Raw genomic sequence first — 23471 nt, forward strand, 5'->3', positions numbered from 1 at the left:
CGGGAGAGGGGGCGCAAGCTCGCGTGGCTGGGAGTGGGGGACGCCGGGAGCCGGCTCAGCGGCATACGACCACGCCTGCGTTTGGGGGACTGTCGGTGGACCGACTTAGCATGGGGCGCGTGAGTCTTACGCCCGCCAACAGGGACGCCAACCCCCACTCGCTCGTCGTCCGCGGCGCGCGCGAGCACAACCTCAAGGACGTGGCGGTGGACCTTCCCCGCGACAGCCTCGTGGTGTTCACCGGACTCTCCGGCTCGGGCAAGTCGTCGCTCGCCTTCGACACGATCTTCGCCGAGGGACAGCGTCGCTACGTCGAGTCGCTCTCGTCCTACGCACGGCAGTTCCTCGGGCAGATGGACAAGCCGGACGTCGACTTCATCGAGGGCCTGTCGCCGGCGGTCTCGATCGACCAGAAGTCCACGAGCCGCAACCCGCGGTCGACGGTGGGGACGATCACCGAGGTCTACGATTACCTGCGTCTGCTCTTCGCGCGAGCGGGTCGGCCACACTGCCCCGTCTGCGGTGAGCCGGTGACCCGGCAGACGCCGCAGCAGATCGTCGACCAGCTGCTCACCCTCGAGGATCGCACCCGCTTCCAGGTCCTCGCCCCGGTGGTGCAGGGCCGCAAGGGGGAGTTCGTCGACCTCTTCGCGGAGCTCCAGACCAAGGGCTTCGCGCGGGCCCGTGTCGACGGAGAGGTCGTGTCGCTGTCCGAGCCCCCGAAGCTCGAGAAGCAGCGGAAGCACACCATCGAGGTCGTCGTCGACCGGCTGGTGGCCAAGGGTGACGACACCGGCGCCAAGCGCCGGCTCACCGACTCGGTGGAGACCGCCCTCGGACTCGCCGGCGGCATCCTGCTCGTCGACTTCGTCGATCGGGACCCCAAGGACCCCGAGCGCCAGCGGCGCTTCTCCGAGCGGATGGCCTGCCCCAACAACCACCCGCTCGGCATGGACGAGATCGAGCCGCGGTCCTTCTCCTTCAACTCGCCGTTCGGCGCGTGCGTCGAGTGCACCGGCATCGGCACCGAGCTCGAGGTCGACCCGGAGCTCGCCGTGCCTGACGAGGACCTCACGCTCGCGGAGGGCGCCATCCAGCCGTGGGCACAGGGGTCCGGGTCCGCCGAGTACTTCCAGCGGGTCATGTCGGCGCTCGCCGAGGACCTCAAGTTCTCCATGGACGTGCCGTGGAAGGCCCTGCCGAGCCGGGCCAAGCAGGCGCTCCTGCACGGGGAGAACTACAAGGTCCATGTGCGCTACCGCAACCGCTACGGCCGCGACCGCTCCTACACCACCGGCTTCGAGGGGGTCGTGCCCTTCATCAAGCGCAGGCACGCCGAGACCGACTCGGACTGGAGCCGCGAGCGCTACGAGGGCTACATGCGCGAGGTGCCCTGTCCCGTGTGCAAGGGCGCGCGGCTCAAGCCCGAGTCGCTCGCCGTGCTCATCGGTGGCAAGAACATCTCCGAGGTGTGTGCGCTCGCGATCTGCGATGCGGCCGGGTTCCTCGACCACGTCGACTTCACGCCACGCGAGCAGCAGATCGCCGAGCGGGTCATCAAGGAGATCGACTCGCGGCTCGGCTTCCTCGTCGACGTCGGCCTCGACTATCTCTCGCTCGACCGACCGGCGGGGACGCTGTCGGGCGGCGAGGCCCAGCGGATCCGGCTCGCGACGCAGATCGGGTCGGGGCTCGTCGGCGTCCTCTACGTCCTCGACGAGCCGTCCATCGGCCTGCACCAGCGGGACAACCATCGGCTCATCGACACGCTGACGCGGCTTCGCGACCTGGGCAACACGCTCATCATCGTCGAGCACGACGAGGACACCATCGCCACGGCGGACTGGGTGGTCGACATCGGTCCCGGTGCGGGCGAGCACGGCGGCCACGTCGTGCACTCCGGCTCGGTCCAGGGCCTGCTCGAGCACCCGGACTCGCTCACCGGGATGTACCTGTCCGGGCGTCGCGAGATCCCGGTGCCCGTCGTTCGGCGCGGTCACGACGGACGTCGGCTCACCGTGACGGGAGCCAAGGAGAACAACCTCAAGAACATCACCGTCGACTTTCCACTGGGCAACCTCGTCGCGGTGACCGGAGTGTCGGGCTCGGGGAAGTCGACCCTGGTCAATGACATCCTCTACAACGTCCTCGCCAACAAGCTCAACAACGCGAAGCGGGTTCCTGGACGGCACAAGTCGGTCACCGGACTCGACCATCTCGACAAGGTCGTCCACGTCGACCAGAGCCCGATCGGGCGCACCCCGAGGTCGAACCCGGCCACCTACACCGGGGTCTTCGACAACATGCGCAAGCTCTTCGCCGAGACGACGGAGGCGAAGGTCCGGGGTTACCAGCCCGGCCGGTTCTCCTTCAACGTCAAGGGCGGTCGCTGCGAGAACTGCGCCGGCGACGGCACCATCAAGATCGAGATGAACTTCCTCCCCGACGTCTATGTCCCGTGCGAGGTCTGTCACGGCGCCCGCTACAACCGGGAGACCCTCGAAGTGCACTTCAAGGGCAAGACCATCGCTGACGTGCTCGACATGCCCATCGAGGAGGCGGCCGACTTCTTCGAGGCGGTGCCGGCGATCTCGCGGCACCTGAGGACGCTCAACGACGTGGGCCTCGGGTACGTCCGACTCGGCCAGCCGGCACCCACGCTGTCGGGCGGCGAGGCGCAGCGCGTCAAGCTGGCGAGCGAGCTCCAGAAGCGCTCATCCGGGCGCACGGTCTACGTGCTCGACGAGCCGACGACGGGTCTGCACTTCGAGGACATCCGCAAGCTGCTCGACGTCCTCCAGAGCCTGGTCGACAAGGGAAACACCGTCATCGTCATCGAGCACAACCTCGACGTCATCAAGAACGCCGACTGGCTCATCGACCTCGGCCCCGAGGGCGGATCCGGCGGTGGTGAGGTGATCGCCGAGGGCACACCAGAGGACGTTGCCCTGGTGGAGGCGAGCCACACGGGGCGGTTCCTCCGGCCGATCCTCGAGCGGACAGCGCGCACGCCGGAGCGTTCGCCGGCTGGCGCCAAGGCGCCCGCGAGACGGAGCTCACAGGCGAGCGACAGCGCCCGCACAGGCGGAAAGCGCAAGGTGGGCACCGCGGGCAGGACGACCGCCGCCGCAACGAAGTCCTCCGCATCGGTCACCGTCCGCACGACGGCCCGGACGACGGATGCGGGAGGCGGGCGCTCCACCCGATCGACGAGGACGACGCGAACGAGGAAGGGAACCGGATGACGGAGCCTGTCACTGGCCGCAGGACCGTGCTCATCGGGGCGATCGGGGTAGGCGTGGCAGCAGGGACCTTGGCCGCTTGCAGCAGCCCTCCCGTTCCCACCGCGAAGGCCTCGGGTGGCAGCTCGTCCGCCGGGAGTCCCGCCGCCCAGGGTGGCGGCGCCACCCCCAGTCCCGCAGGCACCCCGGTCGCAGACATACCGGTCGGCGGTGGGCGGATCTTCCCCGACCAACAGGTCGTCGTGACGCAGCCCGCTGCGGGTGAGTTCAAGGCCTTCTCGACGACGTGCACACACCAGGGCTGCGCCGTGACCATGATCGAGGGCGGCCACATCATCTGCCCTTGCCATGGCAGCCAGTTCGACCTCACGTCCGGTGCCCCCACCCCGGACAGCCAGGCAAAACAGCCCCTGGCCGCGATGACCGTGCATGTGGAAGGAGACCGGTTCACCGTGTCGTGAACCGTCGCCGGGCTGGATCCGCAGGTGGGCTCGGGACCCGGCTCGGCGGCATACGGCCGCGTCAGTGACCCGACATAGGGTGGTGGTGTGGCCGATCCGACGACCTACCGCCCCAAGCCGGGCGAGATCCCGCTCGATCCCGGCGTCTACCGGTTCCGGGACGCACACGGCCGCGTCATCTACGTCGGTAAGGCGAAGTCCCTTCGCCCACGGCTGTCCTCGTACTTCCAGGACCTGGCCGCGCTCCATCCACGGACGGCCACGATGGTCACCTCCGCTGCCTCGGTCGAGTGGACGGTGGTCCGCACCGAGGTCGAGGCCCTCGCTCTCGAGTACTCGTGGATCAAGGAGTTCGACCCCCGGTTCAACGTCAAGTACCGCGACGACAAGTCCTACCCGTTCCTCGCCGTGACGATGGGGGAGGAGTTCCCCCGCGCCCAGGTGATGCGCGGCGCCAAGCGGCGCGGCACGCGGTACTTCGGTCCCTATGGTCATGCCTGGGCCATCCGGGAGACGCTCGACCTGCTGCTGCGGGTCTTCCCGATCCGGACCTGCTCCGCCGGTGTCTTCAAGCGCGCGGCGGCGAGCGGCAGGCCATGTCTGCTCGGCTACATCGACAAGTGCTCGGCGCCGTGCGTGGGCCGGGTCACCGCGGAGGAGCACCGCGCCATCGCCGAGGACTTCTGTGACTTCATGTCCGGCGACACGAGCCGGTTCAGCAGGCGTCTCGAGGCCCGGATGAAGGAGGCGGCCTCGAACCTCGAGTTCGAGGAGGCCGCCCGGCTGCGCGATGACCTCACGGCGATGCGCAAGGCGTTGGAGAAGCAGGCCGTCGTCCTCGGGGACGCCACCGACGCAGACGTCTTCGCCCTCGCCGATGACGACCTCGAGGCGGCCGTGCAGGTCTTCCATGTCCGCGGTGGACGGATCCGGGGGCAGCGCGGTTGGGTCGTGGAGAAGGAGAGCGAAGACCTGCCGCTCCTCATCGAGCACCTGCTCCAGCAGGTCTACGGTGACGTTGACTCCGAGAACGGTGACCGCAGCGCGGTGCCGCGCGAAGTCCTCGTCCCGATCCTGCCCGCCGACCGGGAGGCGGTCGTGTCCTGGCTGTCCGGGCTGCGCGGCTCGACCGTCTCGGTTCGGGTCCCGCAACGCGGCGACAAGCGGAGCCTGATGGAGACGGTCAGGCGCAACGCGGAACAGTCCTTGGCCCGTCACAAGGTGGCCCGCGCCGGCGACCTCACCCTCCGCAGCCAGGCCCTCAAGGAGCTCCAGGACTATCTCGGCCTTGCCGAGGCACCACTTCGGATCGAGGGCTACGACGTGAGCCACGTCCAGGGCACCAACGTCGTGGCGAGCATGGTCGTCTTCGAGGACGGGCTGGCGCGCAAGGGTGAGTATCGGCGGTTCATCGTCCGCGGGGCCACGTCGTCCGGAGGTCCTGAGGGGCGCCGGGCGACCGGCGCGGAGGCAGTCACCGTGGACGACACCGCCGCGATGCACGAGGTGCTGACCAGGCGTTTCCGGCGCTACCTCGAGGAGGCCGAGGGCATCGGAGACCTCGACCTGGCCGCTGGCGTCGAGCCGGGTGACGACGGCTCGGCCGGCACTGCTGGCGGATTCAACGGCGGCGCCCGTCCTGCCGTCGACGGGGATGCGGGTGCCGATGACGACAGGGGGTCGGGTCCGATCGATCCGGCAACCGGCCGTCCTCGGCGGTTCGCCTACCCGCCCAGCCTCGTCGTCGTCGACGGCGGACTGCCGCAGGTCAACGCGGCCCAAGCGGTGCTCGACGAGCTCGGTATCGAGGAGGTGGCCGTCGTCGGCCTGGCCAAGCGGCTCGAGGAGGTCTGGCTACCTCGGACCGAGTACCCCGTCATCCTGCCGCGCACGAGCGAGGGCCTTTACCTGCTCCAGCGGCTTCGTGACGAGGCGCACCGCTTCGCCATCACCTTCCACCGCCAGCGCCGCTCCAAGGCGATGACTGCCTCGCAGCTCGACGGAGTGCCCGGCCTCGGGGCGGCGCGCCAACGGGCGCTGCTGCGGCACTTCGGGTCGGTGAAACGGCTCCGGACCGCCGCTGCGGAGGACATCATGGCGGTGCCGGGGATCGGGCCCGCCCTCGCCGCTGCCATCGTTGCCCATTTGTCCGAGGGCGGTCCGGCTCAACCGGCCGTCAGTCTCACGACGGGAGAGATCCTCGAATGAACACCCGGTTTGCGACCTCCGAGAGCCCGCAGCCCGACGGGAACGCGATCTCCGATGCACCGCTGGTCATCGTCACTGGCATGAGCGGCGCCGGGCGGACGACGACCGCCAATGTCCTCGAGGACCTCGGCTGGCTCGTCGTGGACAACCTGCCGCCCCAGATGCTCGAGCCCTTGGCCGAGCTGCGCCACTCCTCCCTGGAGCGCAGGCCCGAGGTGGCGCCACGACGGGTCGCGGTCGTCGTCGACGTCCGTTCTCGCGGCTGGTTCGCACACCTGCAGGAGGCCATCGACGCAGCCACCGACCGGGGTGAGCGACCGAGCGTGCTCTTCCTCGACGCGACGGACGAGGCTCTGGTCCGTCGCTTCGAGAGCGTCCGCCGTCCCCATCCCCTCCAAGGCCGCGGCCGACTGCTCGACGGCATCCAACGGGAGCGCTCGCTGCTCCTCGACCTGCGCTCCAGCGCCGACGTGGTCATCGACAGCTCAGGGCTCAACGTCCACCAGCTCGCGGCGAAGCTGACGTCCATCTTCGCCGGCGACCGGAAGGTGCAGCTCCGGGTCGCCGTCATGAGCTTCGGGTTCAAGTACGGCCTCCCACTCGACGCCGACGTCGTCCTGGACATGCGGTTCCTGCCCAACCCGTACTGGGTGCCGGAGCTCAAGTCACTCAACGGGCAGGACGAGGCGGTGGCCGAGTTCGTCATGCGGCAGGCCGGTGCCGAGGAGTTCCTCGACCGGGCGACCGACCTGCTCGAGACCATGATCGAGGGCTACATCCGTGAGGGCCGCCGGTACGTCACTGTTGCGATCGGCTGCACCGGCGGAAAGCACCGTTCGGTCGCCACCGCCGAGGCACTCAGTGCCCGAATCGGCCAACCCGAGGGGGTCGACACGTTCATCGTCCATCGTGATCTCGGCAGGGAGTGACGGTGCCGCCTGCTGCCCGGCTGCTGCGCAAGGACCAGCGCCACATCGTGGCTCTCGGCGGAGGACACGGGCTCGCCGCCTCACTCAGTGCCCTGCGCCTCCTCACGGACCACCTGACCGCGGTCGTCACGGTCGCCGACGACGGGGGGTCGAGCGGCCGGCTGCGACACGACTTCCATGTCCTGCCGCCAGGCGACCTGCGGATGGCCCTCGCAGCCCTGTGCGACGACTCGGACTGGGGCCACACCTGGCGGGACGTGCTGCAGCACCGCTTCGGGGGCTCCGGTGAGCTCAACGGACACGCGCTCGGCAATCTCATGATCGTCTCGATCTGGGAGCTGCTCGGGGACCCGGTCCGTGGCCTCGACCTCGTCGGCCGGCTGCTCGGGGCGCGCGGACGGGTGCTGCCGATGGCTGCCGAGCCCCTCGAGATCATCGCGGAGATCCGCGGTCACGATCCTGCGTCGCCGGACGAGACGGTCGTCGTGCGCGGGCAGCATCGGATCGCGTCGTCGCCGGGCACCGTGTCCTCGATCGGGATCCTGCCGACCTGCCCGCGGCCATGCCCGGAGGCCCTGACCTCCGTCGCCGAGGCCGACTGGATCGTCTTCGGTCCGGGCTCATGGTTCACCTCGATCATGCCGCACCTGCTCGTGCCCGACCTCGCCGACGCGCTGGTCGCCACGAAGGCTCGTCGCTTGCTCAACCTCAACCTCGAGGTGGCCAGGGACGAGACACGGGACTTCAGCGCCGAGGACCACTTGCGATCCTTCGCCGCGAACGCTCCTGCGCTGCGCCTCGATGCTGTGCTCGCCGACCCGAGCGTCGTGGACGACCACGCCGCCCTGAAGGTGGCGGCCACCGATGTCGGGGCCGAGCTCGTCGTCGCTCCTGTCGTGGCGAGGGGTCGGCCGGGCGTCCACGACCCCCTACGGCTCGCCGCGGCGCTCCGCGACGTCATCTCAGCCTGAGCCGCGCGACCGGCGCCAGTTTGGGGGCCGGGGTCCGCGGGTGGCGGAGTGGCGGGGGTTCTGCACGCCAATTGGGGACCGGGGTCCGCGGCTGGCGGGTCGATGGGGCCATCGCCGTCTGCCCGCGGGTCGTTGATCAGGATGGCAGGATGTCGACCATGGCGATGACGGCAATGGTGAAGGACGAGCTCTCGCGGCTCGAGGTGACCAAGCCCTGCTGTCGCAAGGCCGAGGTGTCGACGATGCTCCGCTTCGCCGGGGGCCTGCACATCATCGGTGGTCAGATCGTCGTCGAGGCCGAGCTCGACACGGCGAACGCCGCGCGTCGCCTGCGCCGCAACATCTCCGAGGTCTACGGCCACCGCAGCGACGTGCTCGTGCTGGCAGCGGGCGGCTTGCGGCGGGGCTCCCGGTATGTCGTGCGTGTCATCGAGGAGGGTGCGACGCTGGCGCGCCAGACGGGCCTCATCGACGCCCAGGGCCGGCCCGTCCGGGGCCTGCCACCCAAGGTCGTCAGCGGGCCGACCTGCGATTCGGAAGCAGCATGGCGGGGAGCGTTCCTCGCCCACGGCTCGCTGACCGAGCCGGGCCGGTCGTCCGCGCTCGAGATCACCTCCCCAGGCCCCGAGGCGGCGCTGGCCCTCGTCGGAGCAGCTCGCCGGCTCGGCATCCAGTCAAAGGCTCGCGACGTGCGCGGCGTCGACCGGGTCGTCATCCGTGACGGCGACGCCATCGGGGCGATGCTCACCCGCCTCGGCGCGCACGACGCCGTCCTCGCGTGGGAGGAGCGCCGTATGCGCCGGGAGGTCCGCGCCACCGCCAACCGCCTCGCGAACTTCGACGACGCCAACCTGCGCCGATCCGCACGCGCCGCGGTGGCTGCCGGCGCCAGGGTAGAGCGCGCGATGGAGATCCTCGGCGACGACGTGCCGGAACACCTGCGTGAGGCGGGGACGCTCCGCCTCGAGAACAAGCAGGCCAGCCTGGAGGAGCTCGGCCAGCTCGCCAAGCCACCGATGACGAAGGATGCCGTGGCGGGCCGCATCCGTCGCCTGCTCGCGATGGCCGACAAACGGGCGGAGGAGCTCGGCATACCCGGCACCGAGGCCAACCTGACGCCGGAGATGCTGGACGGCTGAGAGCCGGCCCTCCTGCGCCCCCGTGCGATGAGACTCACGGAAACGGGTACGCGCTGACGGACTAGGGTTGACCGTGCGGACGTCGCAGCGCTGCGGCTACCGCCGACCAGTGAAGTCTCACTTGAAGAGGTGCACACCGTGACTGTTCGCGTAGGCATCAACGGCTTTGGCCGCATCGGCCGCAACTTCCTCCGCGCCGCCCTGGCTTCCGGGGCCGACCTCGAAGTCGTCGCCACCAATGACCTCATGGACAACAAGACCCTCGCCCACCTGCTGAAGTACGACAGCATCCTGGGGAAGTTCCCCGGCGAGGTGACCTACGACGAGACGTCGATCACCGTCGACGGCAAGTCGATTCGCGTCTTCGAGGAGAAGGATCCGGCCCAGATCGGCTGGGCGTCGGTCGGAGCCGACGTCATCGTCGAGTCGACTGGCTTCTTCACCGACGCGCAGAAGGCCAAGGGCCACCTCGATGCGGGCGCCAAGAAGGTGATCATCTCCGCCCCGGGCAAGAACGAGGACATCACCATCGTCATGGGCGTGAACGATGATCTCTACGACGCCGCCAACCACACCATCATCTCCAACGCCTCGTGCACGACGAACTGCCTCGCACCGATGGCGAAGGTCATGAATGACGAGTTCGGCATCGTCAAGGGCCTCATGACGACGATCCACGCCTACACGGCGGACCAGAACCTCCAGGACGGGCCGCACCGCGATCTGCGACGTGCCCGGGCCGCCGCGCTGAACATCGTCCCGACGACGACGGGCGCGGCCAAGGCCATCGGCCTGGTCATTCCGGACCTCAAGGGCAAGCTCGACGGCTTCGCGTTCCGGGTGCCGACCCCGACCGGCTCGGCGACCGACCTCACGTTCGAGTCGGGCCGAGAGACGAGCGTCGAGGAGGTCAACGCCGCGGTCAAGGCTGCAGCCGAGGGACCCCTCAAGGGCTACCTCGTCTACACCGAGGACCCCATCGTCTCCAAGGACATCGAGACCGACCCGGCATCATGCATCTTCGACGCCGGCCTGACCAGGGTCATCGGCAACCAGGTCAAGGTCGTCGGCTGGTACGACAACGAGTGGGGCTACTCGAACCGCCTCGTCGACATCGTCAAGCTCGTCGGCCAGTCGCTCTGACGACTCCTGACGGGCTCCTGACGACTCGTGTCGCAGCCGCCGCCAAGCCCGGCGCCCGTGCATGGCGCCCGGCGATAGCGGCGGCCACCGCCGTGCGTGGGCGCTCTTGGCACCCGCTGGGCACCTCCCACACTCCCACCTCGCACCAGTCACCCACCTGACCCGACCGAAGAGGCAACCGCGTGAAGACGATAGGCGACCTCGGGGACCTGCGCGGCAAGCGCGTCCTCGTCCGCTCTGACCTCAATGTGCCGTTGGACGGCACGACGATCACCGACGACGGCCGCATCCGCGCGTCCGTGCCGACGATCCGGATGCTCGCCGAGATGGGGGCGCGCGTCATCGTGTGCGCGCACCTGGGACGTCCCAAGGGCGAGCCGCACCCGAAGTACTCCCTCGCGCCCGTCGCAAAGCGGCTCGGTGAGGTCCTCGGTGCCCCGGTCACCTTCGCGGAGGACACCGTGGGCCCGAGCGCCAAGGCGGCGGTGGAGCACCTCGATGACGGCGGCGTCCTCCTGCTCGAGAACCTGCGCTTCAACCCCGGCGAGACCGCCAAGACGGATGAGGGTCGCGCCGAGTTCGCCCGGGCGCTTGCCTCGCTCGCCGACGTCTTCGTCTCCGACGGCTTCGGCGTCGTGCACCGCGAGCAGGCGTCGGTCTACGACGTGGCCAAGCTGCTGCCGCACGCGACCGGTGGCCTCGTCGAGGCCGAGGTCAATGTGCTGCGCCGGCTGACCCGCGATCCGCAGCGGCCCTACGCCGTGGTGCTCGGTGGCGCCAAGGTGTCCGACAAGCTGGGCGTCATCGGCAACCTCCTCGGCACCGCGGACCGGCTCATCGTCGGGGGCGGCATGGTGTTCACCTTCCTCGCGGCGAAGGGACTCGAGGTCGGCAAGAGCCTGCTCGAGGCCGACCAGATCGACACCGTCAAGGGCTACCTTGAGCGGGCCGCCACGGAGGGTGTCGAGATCGTCCTGCCCGTCGACATCGTCGTCGCCGACGGTTTCAGCGCGGACGCGGCGCACGACGTCGTCGCCGTGGACGCGATTCCCGCGGACCGGATGGGTCTCGACATCGGCCCGGAGTCCTCCCGCATCTTCGCCGAGAAGCTGTCCGACTGTCGCACGGTGTTCTGGAACGGACCGATGGGCGCCTTCGAGATGGCACCGTTCGCGGCGGGGACCAAGGCGATCGCGCAGGCGCTGGCCGACGTGACTCGCGCCGGGGCACTCACCGTTGTCGGAGGCGGTGACTCGGCCGCCGCGGTGCGCCAGCTCGGCTTCGCGGACAGCGACTTCGGCCACATCTCCACCGGGGGCGGGGCGAGCCTCGAGTACCTCGAGGGCAAGGAGCTGCCGGGTCTCACCGTCCTCGACGGCGACGCCGAGGACCGGGCGGGAGACGCCTGATGGCCGCTGAGACGCCCGTGGGCCGGGTCCCGCTCATGGCGGGGAACTGGAAGATGAATCTCGACCACCTGCAGGCGACCCACCTCGTCCAGAAGCTCGACTGGACCCTGCGCGACGCCAAGCACGACTACGACGCCGTCGAGGTCGCGGTCATCCCGCCCTTCACCGACCTCCGGTCCGTGCAGACGCTGGTCGAGGGAGACCGGTTGCGACTGCGCCATGGCGCCCAGGACCTGTCACCGCACCCGTCGGGCGCGTACACGGGCGACATCTCGGGGGCCTTCCTGAAGAAGCTGGGGTGCACGTACGTCGTCGTCGGCCACAGCGAGCGCCGGGAGTACCACGACGAGACCGACGACGTCGTGGCCGCCAAGGTCAAGGCGGCCTACGCGCACGAGCTCACGCCGATCCTCTGCTGCGGGGAGGCCCTCGAGGTGCGCAAGGAGGGCCGGCAGGTCGAGCACGTGGTGGCGCAGCTGCGCGCGGCGCTCGACGGCGTGACGAAGGAGCAGGCGGCGAGCATCGTCATCGCGTACGAGCCGATCTGGGCCATCGGCACCGGTGAGGTGGCCACGCCGGAAGACGCCCAGGAGGTGTGCGCCGCCATCCGCACCCTGCTCGCCGAGCTGTACAGCGGCGACCTGGCCGACGGGGTGCGGATCCTCTACGGTGGCAGCGTCAAGGCGGCCAACGTCGCGGCGATCATGGCGCAGGAGGACGTCGACGGCGCCCTCGTCGGCGGTGCGTCGATCGACCCGGCCGAGTTCGCGTCAATCTGCCGCTACCGCGACCACGTGACGGCGACCTGAGCCGCACGGGGCCGGCCGGACGCCGCTCGTTCGGTCCAGCCAGTCGGGGAAGGTATTCTGTCCCGAGCCCCACCAAAGGCCCACCATCCGACGGGCAGCGCCCGGAGCCGACGATTTGGAGTGACCACGTGGATGCGGTTCGCATCGTGCTGCAGGTTCTGCTGGTGCTGTCCAGCCTGATCCTGACCCTCTTCATCCTCTTGCACAAGGGCAAGGGTGGCGGTCTGTCGGACATGTTCGGCGGTGGCATGTCGACCTCGCTCGGTGGCTCCTCGGTCGCCGAGCGCAACCTCGACCGCTTCACGGTGGCCGTGGCCACGATCTGGGCCGCCGCGATCATCGGACTGGGCCTGCTGGCCCGCTTCCAGAGCTGAGAGGACGCACATGGCGAGCGGTAACGCAATTCGAGGCAGCCGAGTCGGCGCGGGGCCCATGGGTGAGGCCGAGCGCGGGGACGCGGCCCCTCGGGTCTATGTCTCCTACTGGTGCTCCAACGGCCACGAGACGAGGCCGAGCTTCGCCGAGGAGCCGGGCATGGTGGTGCCCGACCTCTGGGACTGCCCTCGCTGCGGCTTCCCGGCCGGTCAGGACCAGGACAACCCGCCTGCCCCACCGCGGGTGGAGCCCTACAAGACGCACCTCGCCTACGTGAAGGAGCGCCGCAGCGACGCCGACGGTGCCGCCATCCTCGACGAGGCGCTGACCAGCCTGCGTGAGCGTGGCCTCATCCAGTGACGCATCCCTGACCCCGGCTGGCTGAGCCGCCCCTTCACAGGGGGCACACCCGGCCACCCGCATTCCGTATGCCGCTGAGCGCGCGCCCGCTCAGCGGCATACGACTGTCTGTGGTGGAGTTCAGGGCAGACGCGATGCGGCCGCGGTGTCGATGAGCCACCGCGTCGCCTCGGCGCCCTTCGGCGCAGAGGCGGGCACGTCCCACCGGTCGGAGGAGGGATCGAGGGCGGCCGCGACGGCTTCGGCCTTGTCCGCGCCGGCCACGAGGAACCAGATCTCCCGGGAACGGGCCAGGCACTCGAAGGTGAGCGAGACCCGGTCGGGCGGCGGCTTGGGGGAGTCGTGGACCGCCACGGCGATGGCGTCTGTGACGCGCTGCGCCTCGTGATGGGGGAAGAGGGACGCGACGTGGCCGTCCGGGCCCATCCCGAGGACGATGACGTCGAAGTCCCCGTGTCCGTACTGCCGGAGCGTTGCGGCATAGGCCGCCGCGCTCGCCTCGGCGCTGTCGGACTGATCGGGTCCCTGGACCCGATGGACCTTGGCCTGGTCGAGGCCCAGCTCGGTGAGGCCCGCCTCGTCGTTCTGGGTGTCGTTGCGGTCCGGGTCCCCCGTCGGCAGGTAGCGCTCGTCGCCCCACCAGACGCGCACCCGCTGCCAGTCGACGGCGTGGCGCCCGGGGACCCGGGTGAGTGACGCGATGATCTCCGAGCCGAGCGAGCCTCCGGTCAACGCGATCTGGGCCTCGTCCGAACGGGCCTGCGCATCGAGGAGGGCAGTGACGAGACGAGCCGCCGCTGCGTCAGCGAGGGACTGCTTGTCCGGATGCACGATGACGACCGGCTCGGGAGTCATGACGAGGCCTTCTTGGCGGGGGCGGTCCGCTTGCTCTTGGGTTTGTTCGCGGTGGCCTTCTCGGCGGCTTCCTCGGTGGTCTTCTTCTCCTCGCGTGGGGTGGGCTCGCCGGCGAGCTTGCGCCTGGTCGCGGAGCGCACCTGGGCCGTCCTGGCCGTGTCCGGGGCCGGGGGAGCGGTGACCATCGCCATCGCCTCCTTCGCGGAGTCGACGCGGCGCAGGCGGGCGGCCAGCCGTCGCGACTGGTCCGGATTGGGTGCCTTGCCCGTGCGAGCGGCTTGCTCAGCCGAGAGGCGCACCGGGGTGAGCCTCTCGATGCCGAGCAGGAGGGCCTCTTCGTATGTGTCATCCGGGTCGAGACGGCGCAGCTCGTCGGCGAGGATCTCCTTGGCCTCGCGACGGGGCAGGGTGATCCGGCGGTCCGGTTGGCCCGGCTGGGACAACGTGGCGACGACGTCGCCGGGCCGGACCAGATCGATGGGCCCGCTCTTGCGCTCGAGGCGCACCGCGCTGATGCCCGACCCTCGGGGAGTGGCGACGCGCTGGACAGGCACCTTCAGTCGCTGGGCCAGCCACCCGGCCAGCAGGTCGGTCGACGGGGAGTCCGGCGCCCCGGAGACGACCGCCCCGGTCACCGTTTCGTACGGGGGCTGGTCCAGCGCGGCTGCGAGCAGGCCCCGCCAATGGGTGATCCGGGTCCAGGACAGGTCGGTGTCGCCCGGTCGGTACGTCTGGGCGCGCTTCCTGAGGACGACGCGTGAGTTCCGGTGCTCGGCGGCATCGGTGATGCGCCTCTGTGCCATCGTCCCGATGGGGTCGTTCCCGACGTCATCGGGTGCCTCACCGGGCCACCACGCCACGATGGGGGAGTCGGGTAGCAGGAGCGGGACGACGACGCTGGGACCATGCTTGGCCAGCGGGCCGTAGAGCCGGAGGACGACGATCTCGCTCGCCCCCGCGTCACCGCCCAGGCGGATCTGGGCGTCGAGGCGGCTGCGGCCACGGCGTTCACCAGAGATGAGCACGATGATCCGGCAGGGATGCTGGCGGCTGGCATGGGTGGCGATGTCGATCGCCTCAGAGGCGTCGCTGTCGTCGACCACGACGATGAGGGTCAGGACCCGACCGAGTGCCATCGCACCGACGTCGTTGCGGAGCCGGACCAGGGTCTTGCTGACCGCAGCCGTGGTCGTGTCGGTGAGGTCGCGGATCACGGCATCCTCCAGGTGCGACCGTCGCGTTCGAGCATCCGGGCGGCGCAGGGCGGTCCCCACGTGCCGGCGGCGTACTGCTCCGGCTTGCCGTTGCGCTGCCAGTGTCTGATGAGCGGGTCGAGGATGCGCCAGGACAGCTCGACCTCCTCGTGGCGGGGAAAGAGCGGGGGATCTCCCAGAAGCACGTCGAGGATGAGGCGCTCGTAGGCCTCGGGTGAGCTCTCCGTGAAGGCCGATCCGTAGCCGAAGTCCATCGTCACATCGCGAATGTCCATCTGCCCGCCCGGCACCTTCGATCCGAACCGGATTGTGACGCCCTCGTCCGGCTGGACCCGGATGACGACGGCGTTCTCGCCCAGCTCCTCGGTTGCGGTGTGCTCGAAGGGCAGGTGCGGTGCGCGTTTGAAGATGACGGCGATCTCGGTCACCCGCTTGCCCAGGCGCTTTCCCGTGCGCAGGTAGAAGGGCACACCGGCCCACCGGCGGGTGTCGACCTCAAGCGTCACGGCGGCGAACGTCTCGGTCGTCGAGTCGGGGGCGACGCCGTCCTCCTCGCAGTAGCCGACGACCTCGGTGGCACCCTGCCATCCCGCGGCGTACTGCCCGCGGGCAGCGTGGGAGTCGAGGTCCTGAGGCAGACGTACGGCCGACAGGACCTTCTCCTTCTCCCCGCGCAGTTCATTGGCGTCGAAGGACACCGGCTCCTCCATCGCCGTCAGGGCGAGGAGCTGGAGGAGGTGGTTCTGGATGACGTCACGCGTGGCCCCGATGCCGTCGTAGTAGCCGGCCCGGCCGCCGATTCCGATGTCCTCGGCCATCGTGATCTGCACGTGGTCGACATAGTGAGCGTTCCAGACCGGTTCGAAGAGCTGGTTGGCGAACCGCAGGGCGAGCAGGTTCTGGACGGTCTCCTTGCCGAGATAGTGGTCGATCCGGAAGATGCTGTCCGGCGGGAAGACCTTTTCGACGATCCGGTTCAGCTCCTGTGCGCTACGCAGGTCGTGGCCGAACGGCTTCTCGATGACGACGCGTCGCCAGGAGTCCCCATCCGCCTCCGGGAGCCCGGAACGCTCGAGCTGCTCGCAGACCGGGGCGAAGAACGCCGGGGGGATCGACAGGTAGAAGGCATGGTTCCCGCCAGTGCCCCGAACAGCGTCAAGCTCACGCACGGTCTGGGCGAGCAGGTCGAATGCCGCCGGATCGTCGAACGTGCCCGGCACGAAGCGGAACCCCTCGGCGAGGTTGCGCCAGACCGAGTCGTTGAACGGGGTCCTGGCGTGTTCCCGCACCGCCTCGTGGACGACCTTGCCGAAGTCCTGGGTGGCCCAGTCGCGGCGGGCGAAGCCGACCAGGGAGAAGCCCGGCGGCAGCAGCCCGCGGTTCGCGAGGTCGTAGATGGCGGGCAAGAGCTTCTTGCGGGCGAGGTCACCGGTCACGCCGAAGAGCACCATGCTGCAGGGACCCGCGATCCGGGGGAGTCGCTTGTCCTCCGGGTCGCGCAGCGGGTTCACGCCATGGGCGACCCGCGCCGGGCTCATTCGTGGTCTCCCGCCTGGAGCGCCTTGCGGACCTGGGCCAGTCCGGCGTCGTGCTCGGTCAGGTGGAGCTGGAGGACCGGCCGCCCGTGGTCGGCGAGCACCTGTGCGTCGCCGCCTGCCTGTGCCGCGATGAACTTCCCGAAGGTGAAGTCCCTGCCCGGTACCGGAAGGTCCTCGTGCGGGGCGGAGGTGATCTGGAGGTACACCCCCACCGGAGGCCCGCCCTTGTGAAACTGCCCGGTCGAGTGGAGGAACCGGGGCCCCCACCCGAAGGTCGTCGGCCGCTCCGTACGCCTGGCCAGGGCCCGTCGGCACTCGGCCAGGTCGGCATCCTCGAGCCGGTCGAGGTAGGCCATCACCGCCACGTAGCCGCGCTCGCCGACCTGTGCGAGCAGTGCCGTGACGGACTCGTCGACGGTTGCCGCCTGACGCAGCCACCCACCCCCCAGTGCGCGGACCTCGACAGCCCCGTCCACGAAGGCGGGCGCAGTGTCTTCCCCGGTGCCCTCCTCGAGGAGCCCGCGAGCGGCCTGCTTCGCGGACTCGACGTCCGGTTGGTCGAACGGGTTGATCCCGAGCAGTCGCCCCGACACGGCGATGGCGGCTTCCCAGAGCAGCATCTGGGCACCAAGCGTTCCGCCGACACGGACGCTGTCGCCGCTCGGGCGGGTCTCGTCGTCGGCCGCCACGAGACGGGCCACGAGGACGTCGCTCGCGGGCCACTGGATCTCGGGAGCCTCCTCCGACTGCACGACGACGGGGAGCAGCCCGGTGCCCTCCTTGCCGGTGGACTCGGCGATGAGCTGCTCGGCCCAGTCGGCGAAGCCGTGGATGCCGGAGCCGTCGTCGAGCAGGGCGACCTTGTCGCGGAGCGGGTCGGTGCCACCGAGGGCGGCCCCCAGTCGAAGGGCCGGGTTGGCGGCGTCGTCGGCGGCGAGCAGGTCGGCGACCGACTCCGCCTCGTCGAGCAGGGCCGAGACGTCCACTCCCGCGAGGCCGCTGGGCACCAGACCGAAGGCGGTCAGCGCCGAGTAGCGTCCGCCGACGTTGGGATCGGCATTGACGACGCGATACCCCTTCGCCCGCGCCTCGGTGTCGAGCGGGCTCCCCGGATCCGTGACGACGACGATCCGGGCAGCCGGATCGATTCCGGCATCGGTGAAGGCCTGCTCGTAGGCCCTGCGCTGCGAGTCGGTCTCCACCGTCGAGCCCGACTTGCTCGACACGACGACCACGGTGTGTTCGAGGTCCTCACTGATGGCCCGCCGTACGTAGTCCGGGTCTGACGAGTCGAGCACGACGAGGGGTTTGCCTGCGGTGGCGCAGATGACCTCCGGCGCAAGCGAGGACCCGCCCATGCCACAGAGGACGACGTGGTCGATCCCCTCCTCCGCAAAGACCTCCCGCAGCGCTGCGATCTCCCCGACAAGCGGCCGGGAGGATGTGGCGAGGCCAACCCAGGAGAGGCGAATGCTGGCCTCCGGCTCCGCCTCAGGACCCCACAGGGTGGCGTCCTTGGCGAAGAGCCGACTCGCCACGGAGTCCCGAACGAGGTCAGGGACGTGCCGCTCGATCGCGTCCGCAGCTGCTCCAGACGCGCTGACGGACAGGGCGGTCATGCCCGCACCTTCTCCATCTCCTCAGCAGCACCGGCGAGGAGCTCGGTCCAGGACTTCTCGAACTTCTCGACGCCTTCGTCCTCGAGGACCTTGACGACGTCGTTGTAGGAGATCCCTTGCGCGGCAAGACCGTCCAGCACGGCACTGGCGTCGGCATAGTTGCCCGTCACCGTGTCGCCCCGGATCTCCGCGTGGTCGGCGGTCGCCTCGAGCGTCTTGCTCGGCATGGTGTTGACCACGCCAGGGGCGACGAGCTCGGTGACATACAGGGTGTCCGGGTAGGCGGGGTCCTTGACGCCGGTCGAGGCCCAGAGCGGGCGCTGGACGTTGGCTCCCTCGTCGGCGAGGCTCTTCCAGCGTGGCGTGCTGAAGACCTCCTCGTAGGCCTGGTAGGCGAGGCGGGCATTGGCGACCCCGGCCTTGCCACGCAGGGCCTTGGCCTCGTCGGTCCCGATGGCATCCAGGCGCTTGTCGACCTCGGTGTCCACACGTGAGACGAAGAACGATGCGACGGAGTAGATCTTCGACAGGTCCCTGCCGGCCGCGTGGGCCTTCTCGAGCCCCTCGAGGTACGCGTTCATGACGGCCCGGTAGCGGTCCAGCGCGAAGATCAGGGTCACGTTGACGCTGATGCCCTCGGCCGTGGCGGTCGTGATCGCCGGTAGTCCCGCCTCGGTCGCGGGGATCTTGATGAGGACATTGGGCCGGTCCACGTCGGCGTAGAGCTGCCGGGCCTGGTCGATGGTGCGTTTCGTGTCGTGTGCCAGCCGGGGGTCGACCTCGATGGACACCCGGCCGTCGACGCCACCGGTCCGGTCATAGATCGGTCGGAAGAGGTCGCACGCGTCACTCACGTCGGCCGTCGTCAGCTCGTGCACGATCTCCTCGGCGCTCCTGCCCTTGTTCGTCAGGGCCGCCAAGTCATCGTTGTAGCGGTCCCCGGCGGACAGGGCCTGCTGGAAGATCGTCGGGTTGGAGGTCATCCCGACGACGTTGCGCTCCTCGATGAGCTCGGCGATCTTGCCGGTCTCGATCAGCTCGCGGGACAGGTCGTCCAGCCAGATCGAGACGCCGGCGTCCGACAGGGCCTTCGTGTTGGTGTTGGTCATGGTGGTCACTTCCTCTTCGAGGTGTGCGCCGCCGCGGACTTCTGGGCGGCGGCCCGGGGCAGGGAGCTCTTCACATCTGTGTCACCGCTCGAGTCACGCTTACGCGGATTGGTCTCGGTGATGGCGGGCGCGTGGACCGCCGCCTTGGCGGCCTTGATCGAGTCCTTCGCGGCCTTGACGACGGCCTCGGCGGTGATCCCGAACTCCCGGAAGATCGTCTTGTAGTCGGCGGAGGCGCCGAAGTGCTCGAGGCTGACGGTGCGGCCGGCGTCGCCGACGATGTCGTGCCAGCCCATCGAGACGCCGGCCTCGACGCTGACGCGGGCCCGCACCTCGGGCGGCAGCACCTTGTTCTGGTAGCTCCTCGGCTGCCTCTCGAACCACTCGCGGCAGGGCATCGAGACAACGCGCGCCGCGATCCGGGACGTCTCGAGCTGCTCGGCGGCCTGCACCGCGAGCTGGACCTCCGAGCCGGTCGCGACGAGGATGACGTCCGGGTCGCCGGGCTTCGACTCCCCGACGAGGACATAGGCGCCCTTGGCAACGCCGCTGGCCTTGCCGTGCGTTGTGCGGTCGAAGGTCGGGACCGGCTGTCGGGTGAGGGCGAGGGCGCTCGGCCCGGTCGCGCTGGTGAGGATCTGGCCCCATGCGGCCGCCGTCTCGTTGGCATCCGCAGGACGCACGACGTCCAGGCCCGGGATCGCGCGCAGTGCGGAGAGGTGCTCGACTGGTTGGTGCGTCGGGCCGTCCTCGCCGAGGCCGATCGAGTCGTGCGTCCACACGTAGATGACGGGCAGCTGCTGCAGGGCCGCGAGTCGCACGGCCGGTCGCATGTAGTCGGAGAAGATGAGGAACGTCCCGCCATAGGGGCGTGTCAGGCCCTCGAGCGCGATGCCGTTGAGGATCATCCCCATGCCGTTCTCGCGCACCCCGAAGTGGAGCGTCCGGCCGAACGGGTTGCCTTGCCAGGCCTTCGTCTGTTTCGACGTCGGGATGAAGGACGGCTGGCCCTCCATCGTGGTGTTGTTCGACTCGGCGAGGTCGGCGGAGCCACCCCACAGCTCAGGCATGACGGTCGCGAGCGCGGTGAGGACCTTGCCGGAGGCCGCGCGCGTCGCGATCCCCTTGTCGTCGGCGGGGAAGCTCGGCAACGCCTTGGCCAACCCCTCGGGTGCCTGACCCGAGACGACGCGGTCGAGCAGGGAGGCACGATCCGGATTCGCCTTGCGCCACGCCGCGTAGGACGTCTTCCACTCGCGGTGGGCCGCCTTGCCGCGCTGGACGACCTCACGGGCCCGTTTCAGCACAGCCGGCTCGACGACGAAGGACTTCTTCGGGTCGAAGCCGAGCAGCTCCTTCGTGGCGGCCACCTCCTCCTCACCGAGCGCCGAGCCGTGTGACTTGCCCGTGTCCTGCTTCGTCGGGGCCGGCCAGGCGATGATCGTGCGGAGGACCACGAGGGTCGGCTTGTCGGTCACCTGCTCGCCCGACCGGATCGCGGCGAGCAGGGCGTCGACGTCCTCGACGTAGTCCGCCCCGTCGCCGTCGCCCCGCCAGTCGACGGTGACGACGTGCCAGCCATACGCCTCGAACCGCTTCCCCACGTCCTCGCTGAACGCAATGTCCGTGTCGTCCTCGATGGAGATCTGGTTCGCGTCATAGACCACGGTGAGGTTGCCGAGCTCCTGGTGGCCGGCAAGGGAGCAGGCCTCGTGGCTCAGGCCCTCCTCCATGTCGCCGTCCGAGGCGATGACGTAGATCCGGTGGTCGAAGGGACTCGTTCCCGCCGCAGCGTCCGGGTCGAAGAGGCCACGCTGCCTGCGCTGTGCCATGGCCATGCCCACTGCGGAGGCGAGGCCGGAGCCGAGCGGACCGGTGGTGATCTCGACGCCAACGGTGTGGTGCACCTCCGGGTGGCCGGGGGTCTTGGAGCCCCAGGTGCGCAGCGCCTTGAGGTCATCGAGGGTGAGGCCGTAACCGCTGAAGTAGAGCTGGATGTACTGCGTCAGGCTGGTGTGGCCGGCGGACAGGACGAAGCGGTCCCGGCCCAGCCAGGAGGGGTCCGACGGGTCGTGGCGCATGACGTTCTGGTAGAGGAGGTACGCCAGCGGGGCGAGCGACATCGCCGTCCCCGGGTGCCCGTTCCCGACCTTCTGGACGGCATCCGCAGCGAGCACGCGGATCGTGTCCACGGCGCGCAGATCGACGTCGGACCAGCCGGCCTCGTCGGCGATCGGCCTGGACAGGTTCCGGCTACGTTTGGCCAGGAGGTCCTTGGGCGCCGTCCTGCCTCGGTTGGATGTGGTCTCCGTTGCGGTTGCACTGGTCGTCGTGGGCACGGGACGGGTCTCCTTATGGGCCAGATGAGGTGCGGCGCGTGATGTCACGAGCCTAGTGCTACGCCCTGAGCACGAGGCAGGCGCGGCGCGGCTGTACGGCCGGATGACACCTGCACGGCTGGGCCCTTACCCGGATCCGTCACCCGTCACCAGAGCGGCAGCGGCACGGGCTAGACTTCGGGCGGACCTGCCTGCCACCGATCGCGCCCACGGCGCGCCGGGCGAGCCGGCGAGACAACGGATGACGAGGACTGTAGTGACAACGGTGGACCCCCGCGCCGACCTTTCGGCGCTCCACGGTCCCGGAGGAAGTGGGCTCAGGTTCCTCGTCGGGCAGTACGTCGCGCTGACGAAGCCCCGGATCATCGAGCTGCTCCTCATCACGACGATTCCGGTGATGTTCCTGGCCGCGCGTGGAGTTCCCGACCTCCTGCTCGTGCTTGCGACGCTCGTCGGCGGCACGCTCTCAGCCGGCTCGGCCAACACCCTGAACTGCTACATCGACCGCGACATCGACGCGGTCATGCACCGCACGAAGAAGCGGCCCCTCGTCACGGGGACCATCTCCCCTCGGGGTGCCCTCATCTTCGGCGTGGTCCTCGCCGTGGTGTCGACGGTGTGGCTGGGACTGCTCGTCAACTGGCTGAGCGCTGGCCTCGCGCTCGCCGCACTGCTGTTCTATGTCGTCGGCTACACCTTGCTGCTCAAGCGCCGTACCGCGCAGAACATCGTCTGGGGAGGCGCCGCCGGCTGCATGCCCGTCCTCGTCGGCTGGTCCGCCGTGACCAACAGCCTGAGCTGGTCGGCCTTCATCCTCTTCATGGTCATCTTCTTCTGGACCCCGCCGCACTACTGGCCGTTGTCCATGCGGTTCAAGCAGGACTACGCCGAGGCCGACGTCCCAATGCTCCCCGTCGTCGAGCAGTTCGTCGTCGTGGCACGGCAGATCGCCATCTACGCGTGGGCCATGGTGCTCACCTCGGTGGCGCTCATCCCGGTCGGCGGCATGGGCTGGATCTACACCGTCGTGGCCATCACCTCGGGCGGGCTCTTCCTCGCCGAGGCCCACCGGCTGCTGGCTGGCGCGAAGGCCGGCATCCCGGAGATCAAGCTGCGCCCGATGCGCCTGTTCCACCTGTCGATCACCTACCTGACGATTCTCTTCGTCGGTGTCGCGATCGACCCGATCTGGCACCTCTCCCTTCCCGGGATCGTCTGACCACGCGCGCCACCGCCGTCGGGCGTCATGCCTGTCGTATGCCGCTGAGCCCGGTTCCCGAGCCCCACTGACCTCAGGCGTGGGGTCCCCTGTCGAGAGCGGGGATCCCGTCCTCGAGGTAGAGCGCACCCGGGAGCCGTGGGTCATCCAGCGTGATCGAGCCGATGGAACGGAGCAGCCGGTCGGTGTAGGGCGCGACTCGCTGCGGCCAGGTCGACTCGTCGGCCCAGTGCAGGGCGCGGATCTCGCGGTGCTCGAGGACGGCCCGCTCCACGACGTTGGACGGGCTCGTGCCGAGGTCGAAGACGAGCAGCACGGCGTCGCGCCATCCCAGCCACGCGGGCATCCAGTTGACCGCCAGCAGGCTGCGCGGGCGCACGGTGATCCCGAGCTCCTCCTGCACCTCCCGGGCGACGCAGTCGGCGGGTGACTCGTTCGGGTCGACGACGCCACCGGGCAGGTCCCACTCGCGCTTGTAGGCCAGCTCGCAGAGGAGCACCTCGCCGCGTTCGTTGCGCAGGACGCCCTGCGC

The 23471-nt window shown here is 69.6% G+C and carries 19 protein-coding genes; 12 read left to right on the top strand and 7 right to left on the bottom strand.

Going from position 1 to position 23471, the window contains the following annotated elements; translation table 11 throughout:
- Positions 1 to 110 precede the first annotated feature (110 nt).
- From uvrA to ABF401_RS06565, 11 genes are all read left to right on the top strand, one after another.
- Positions 111 to 3245, top strand: coding sequence for an excinuclease ABC subunit UvrA (uvrA, locus tag ABF401_RS06515; protein WP_353508729.1), 3135 nt, complete (start codon positions 111 to 113; stop codon positions 3243 to 3245).
- The gene (locus tag ABF401_RS06520) at positions 3242 to 3703 is read left to right on the top strand and encodes a Rieske (2Fe-2S) protein (RefSeq protein WP_353508730.1); all 462 of its coding nucleotides are present in this window, start codon (positions 3242 to 3244) and stop codon (positions 3701 to 3703) included. The genes uvrA and ABF401_RS06520 overlap by 4 nt, the downstream gene beginning before the upstream one ends.
- 87 nt (positions 3704 to 3790) lie before the next feature.
- On the top strand, positions 3791 to 5911 hold the full coding sequence (gene uvrC / locus ABF401_RS06525; RefSeq protein WP_353508731.1) for an excinuclease ABC subunit UvrC: 2121 nt from the start codon (positions 3791 to 3793) through the stop codon (positions 5909 to 5911).
- Positions 5908 to 6840 carry an RNase adapter RapZ gene (gene rapZ, locus ABF401_RS06530; RefSeq protein ID WP_353508732.1) on the top strand — a complete coding sequence of 311 codons (933 nt, stop codon included), beginning with the start codon at positions 5908 to 5910 and terminating at the stop codon, positions 6838 to 6840. The genes uvrC and rapZ overlap by 4 nt, the downstream gene beginning before the upstream one ends.
- Before the next feature lie 2 nt (positions 6841 to 6842).
- Positions 6843 to 7811 (top strand): gluconeogenesis factor YvcK family protein, encoded by a 969-nt coding sequence (locus ABF401_RS06535; RefSeq protein WP_353508733.1) that lies wholly within the window; start codon positions 6843 to 6845, stop codon positions 7809 to 7811.
- Positions 7812 to 7969: 158 nt separating this feature from the next.
- Entirely contained in the window at positions 7970 to 8950 is a 981-nt protein-coding gene (gene whiA / locus ABF401_RS06540) for a DNA-binding protein WhiA (protein WP_331927366.1), read from the top strand.
- A gap of 138 nt (positions 8951 to 9088) precedes the next feature.
- Complete coding sequence (gene gap / locus ABF401_RS06545) at positions 9089 to 10093, top strand: type I glyceraldehyde-3-phosphate dehydrogenase (RefSeq protein ID WP_353508734.1); 1005 nt, start codon at positions 9089 to 9091, stop codon at positions 10091 to 10093.
- Positions 10094 to 10275: 182 nt separating this feature from the next.
- Positions 10276 to 11502, top strand: a complete 1227-nt coding sequence (locus ABF401_RS06550) for a phosphoglycerate kinase (protein ID WP_353508735.1) — start codon at positions 10276 to 10278, stop codon at positions 11500 to 11502.
- Entirely contained in the window at positions 11502 to 12311 is an 810-nt protein-coding gene (tpiA, locus tag ABF401_RS06555) for a triose-phosphate isomerase (RefSeq protein ID WP_353508736.1), read from the top strand. Before ABF401_RS06550 ends, tpiA begins: the two co-directional genes overlap by 1 nt.
- A 128-nt stretch (positions 12312 to 12439) precedes the next feature.
- Positions 12440 to 12685, top strand: a complete 246-nt coding sequence (gene secG / locus ABF401_RS06560) for a preprotein translocase subunit SecG (protein WP_353508737.1) — start codon at positions 12440 to 12442, stop codon at positions 12683 to 12685.
- Positions 12686 to 12695: 10 nt separating this feature from the next.
- Positions 12696 to 13046 carry an RNA polymerase-binding protein RbpA gene (locus tag ABF401_RS06565; protein ID WP_353508738.1) on the top strand — a complete coding sequence of 117 codons (351 nt, stop codon included), beginning with the start codon at positions 12696 to 12698 and terminating at the stop codon, positions 13044 to 13046.
- Positions 13047 to 13166: 120 nt separating this feature from the next.
- Here the strand turns inward: ABF401_RS06565 and pgl are convergent, their stop codons facing one another.
- Genes pgl through tkt form a run of 6 tightly spaced genes read right to left on the bottom strand, consistent with a single transcriptional unit; the run spans position 13167 to position 21720 of the window.
- Entirely contained in the window at positions 13167 to 13901 is a 735-nt protein-coding gene (gene pgl, locus ABF401_RS06570; RefSeq protein ID WP_353508739.1) for a 6-phosphogluconolactonase, read from the bottom strand.
- Positions 13898 to 15115, bottom strand: coding sequence for a glucose-6-phosphate dehydrogenase assembly protein OpcA (locus tag ABF401_RS06575; protein ID WP_353508740.1), 1218 nt, complete (start codon positions 15113 to 15115; stop codon positions 13898 to 13900). The genes pgl and ABF401_RS06575 overlap by 4 nt, the downstream gene beginning before the upstream one ends.
- Entirely contained in the window at positions 15112 to 16653 is a 1542-nt protein-coding gene (gene zwf, locus ABF401_RS06580; RefSeq protein WP_353508741.1) for a glucose-6-phosphate dehydrogenase, read from the bottom strand. The genes ABF401_RS06575 and zwf overlap by 4 nt, the downstream gene beginning before the upstream one ends.
- The gene (locus ABF401_RS06585; RefSeq protein WP_353508742.1) at positions 16650 to 18272 is read right to left on the bottom strand and encodes a phosphoglucose isomerase-related protein; all 1623 of its coding nucleotides are present in this window, start codon (positions 18270 to 18272) and stop codon (positions 16650 to 16652) included. The genes zwf and ABF401_RS06585 overlap by 4 nt, the downstream gene beginning before the upstream one ends.
- Positions 18269 to 19381 carry a transaldolase gene (gene tal / locus ABF401_RS06590; RefSeq protein ID WP_353508743.1) on the bottom strand — a complete coding sequence of 371 codons (1113 nt, stop codon included), beginning with the start codon at positions 19379 to 19381 and terminating at the stop codon, positions 18269 to 18271. Before tal ends, ABF401_RS06585 begins: the two co-directional genes overlap by 4 nt.
- Positions 19382 to 19386: 5 nt before the next feature.
- Positions 19387 to 21720: a transketolase gene (tkt, locus tag ABF401_RS06595; RefSeq protein ID WP_353508744.1), complete on the bottom strand. Its 2334-nt coding sequence runs from the start codon at positions 21718 to 21720 to the stop codon at positions 19387 to 19389.
- Positions 21721 to 21961: 241 nt separating this feature from the next.
- Between tkt and ABF401_RS06600 the strand changes: the two genes are divergently transcribed.
- Positions 21962 to 22939 (top strand): heme o synthase, encoded by a 978-nt coding sequence (locus ABF401_RS06600; protein ID WP_353508745.1) that lies wholly within the window; start codon positions 21962 to 21964, stop codon positions 22937 to 22939.
- 73 nt (positions 22940 to 23012) lie between these two features.
- Here the strand turns inward: ABF401_RS06600 and ABF401_RS06605 are convergent.
- On the bottom strand, positions 23013 to 23471 hold a 459-nt coding region (locus tag ABF401_RS06605; protein ID WP_353508746.1), incomplete at its 5' end, for an NUDIX domain-containing protein.

The organism is Intrasporangium sp., assembly GCF_040414665.1.
Lineage (GTDB): Bacteria > Actinomycetota > Actinomycetes > Actinomycetales > Dermatophilaceae > Intrasporangium.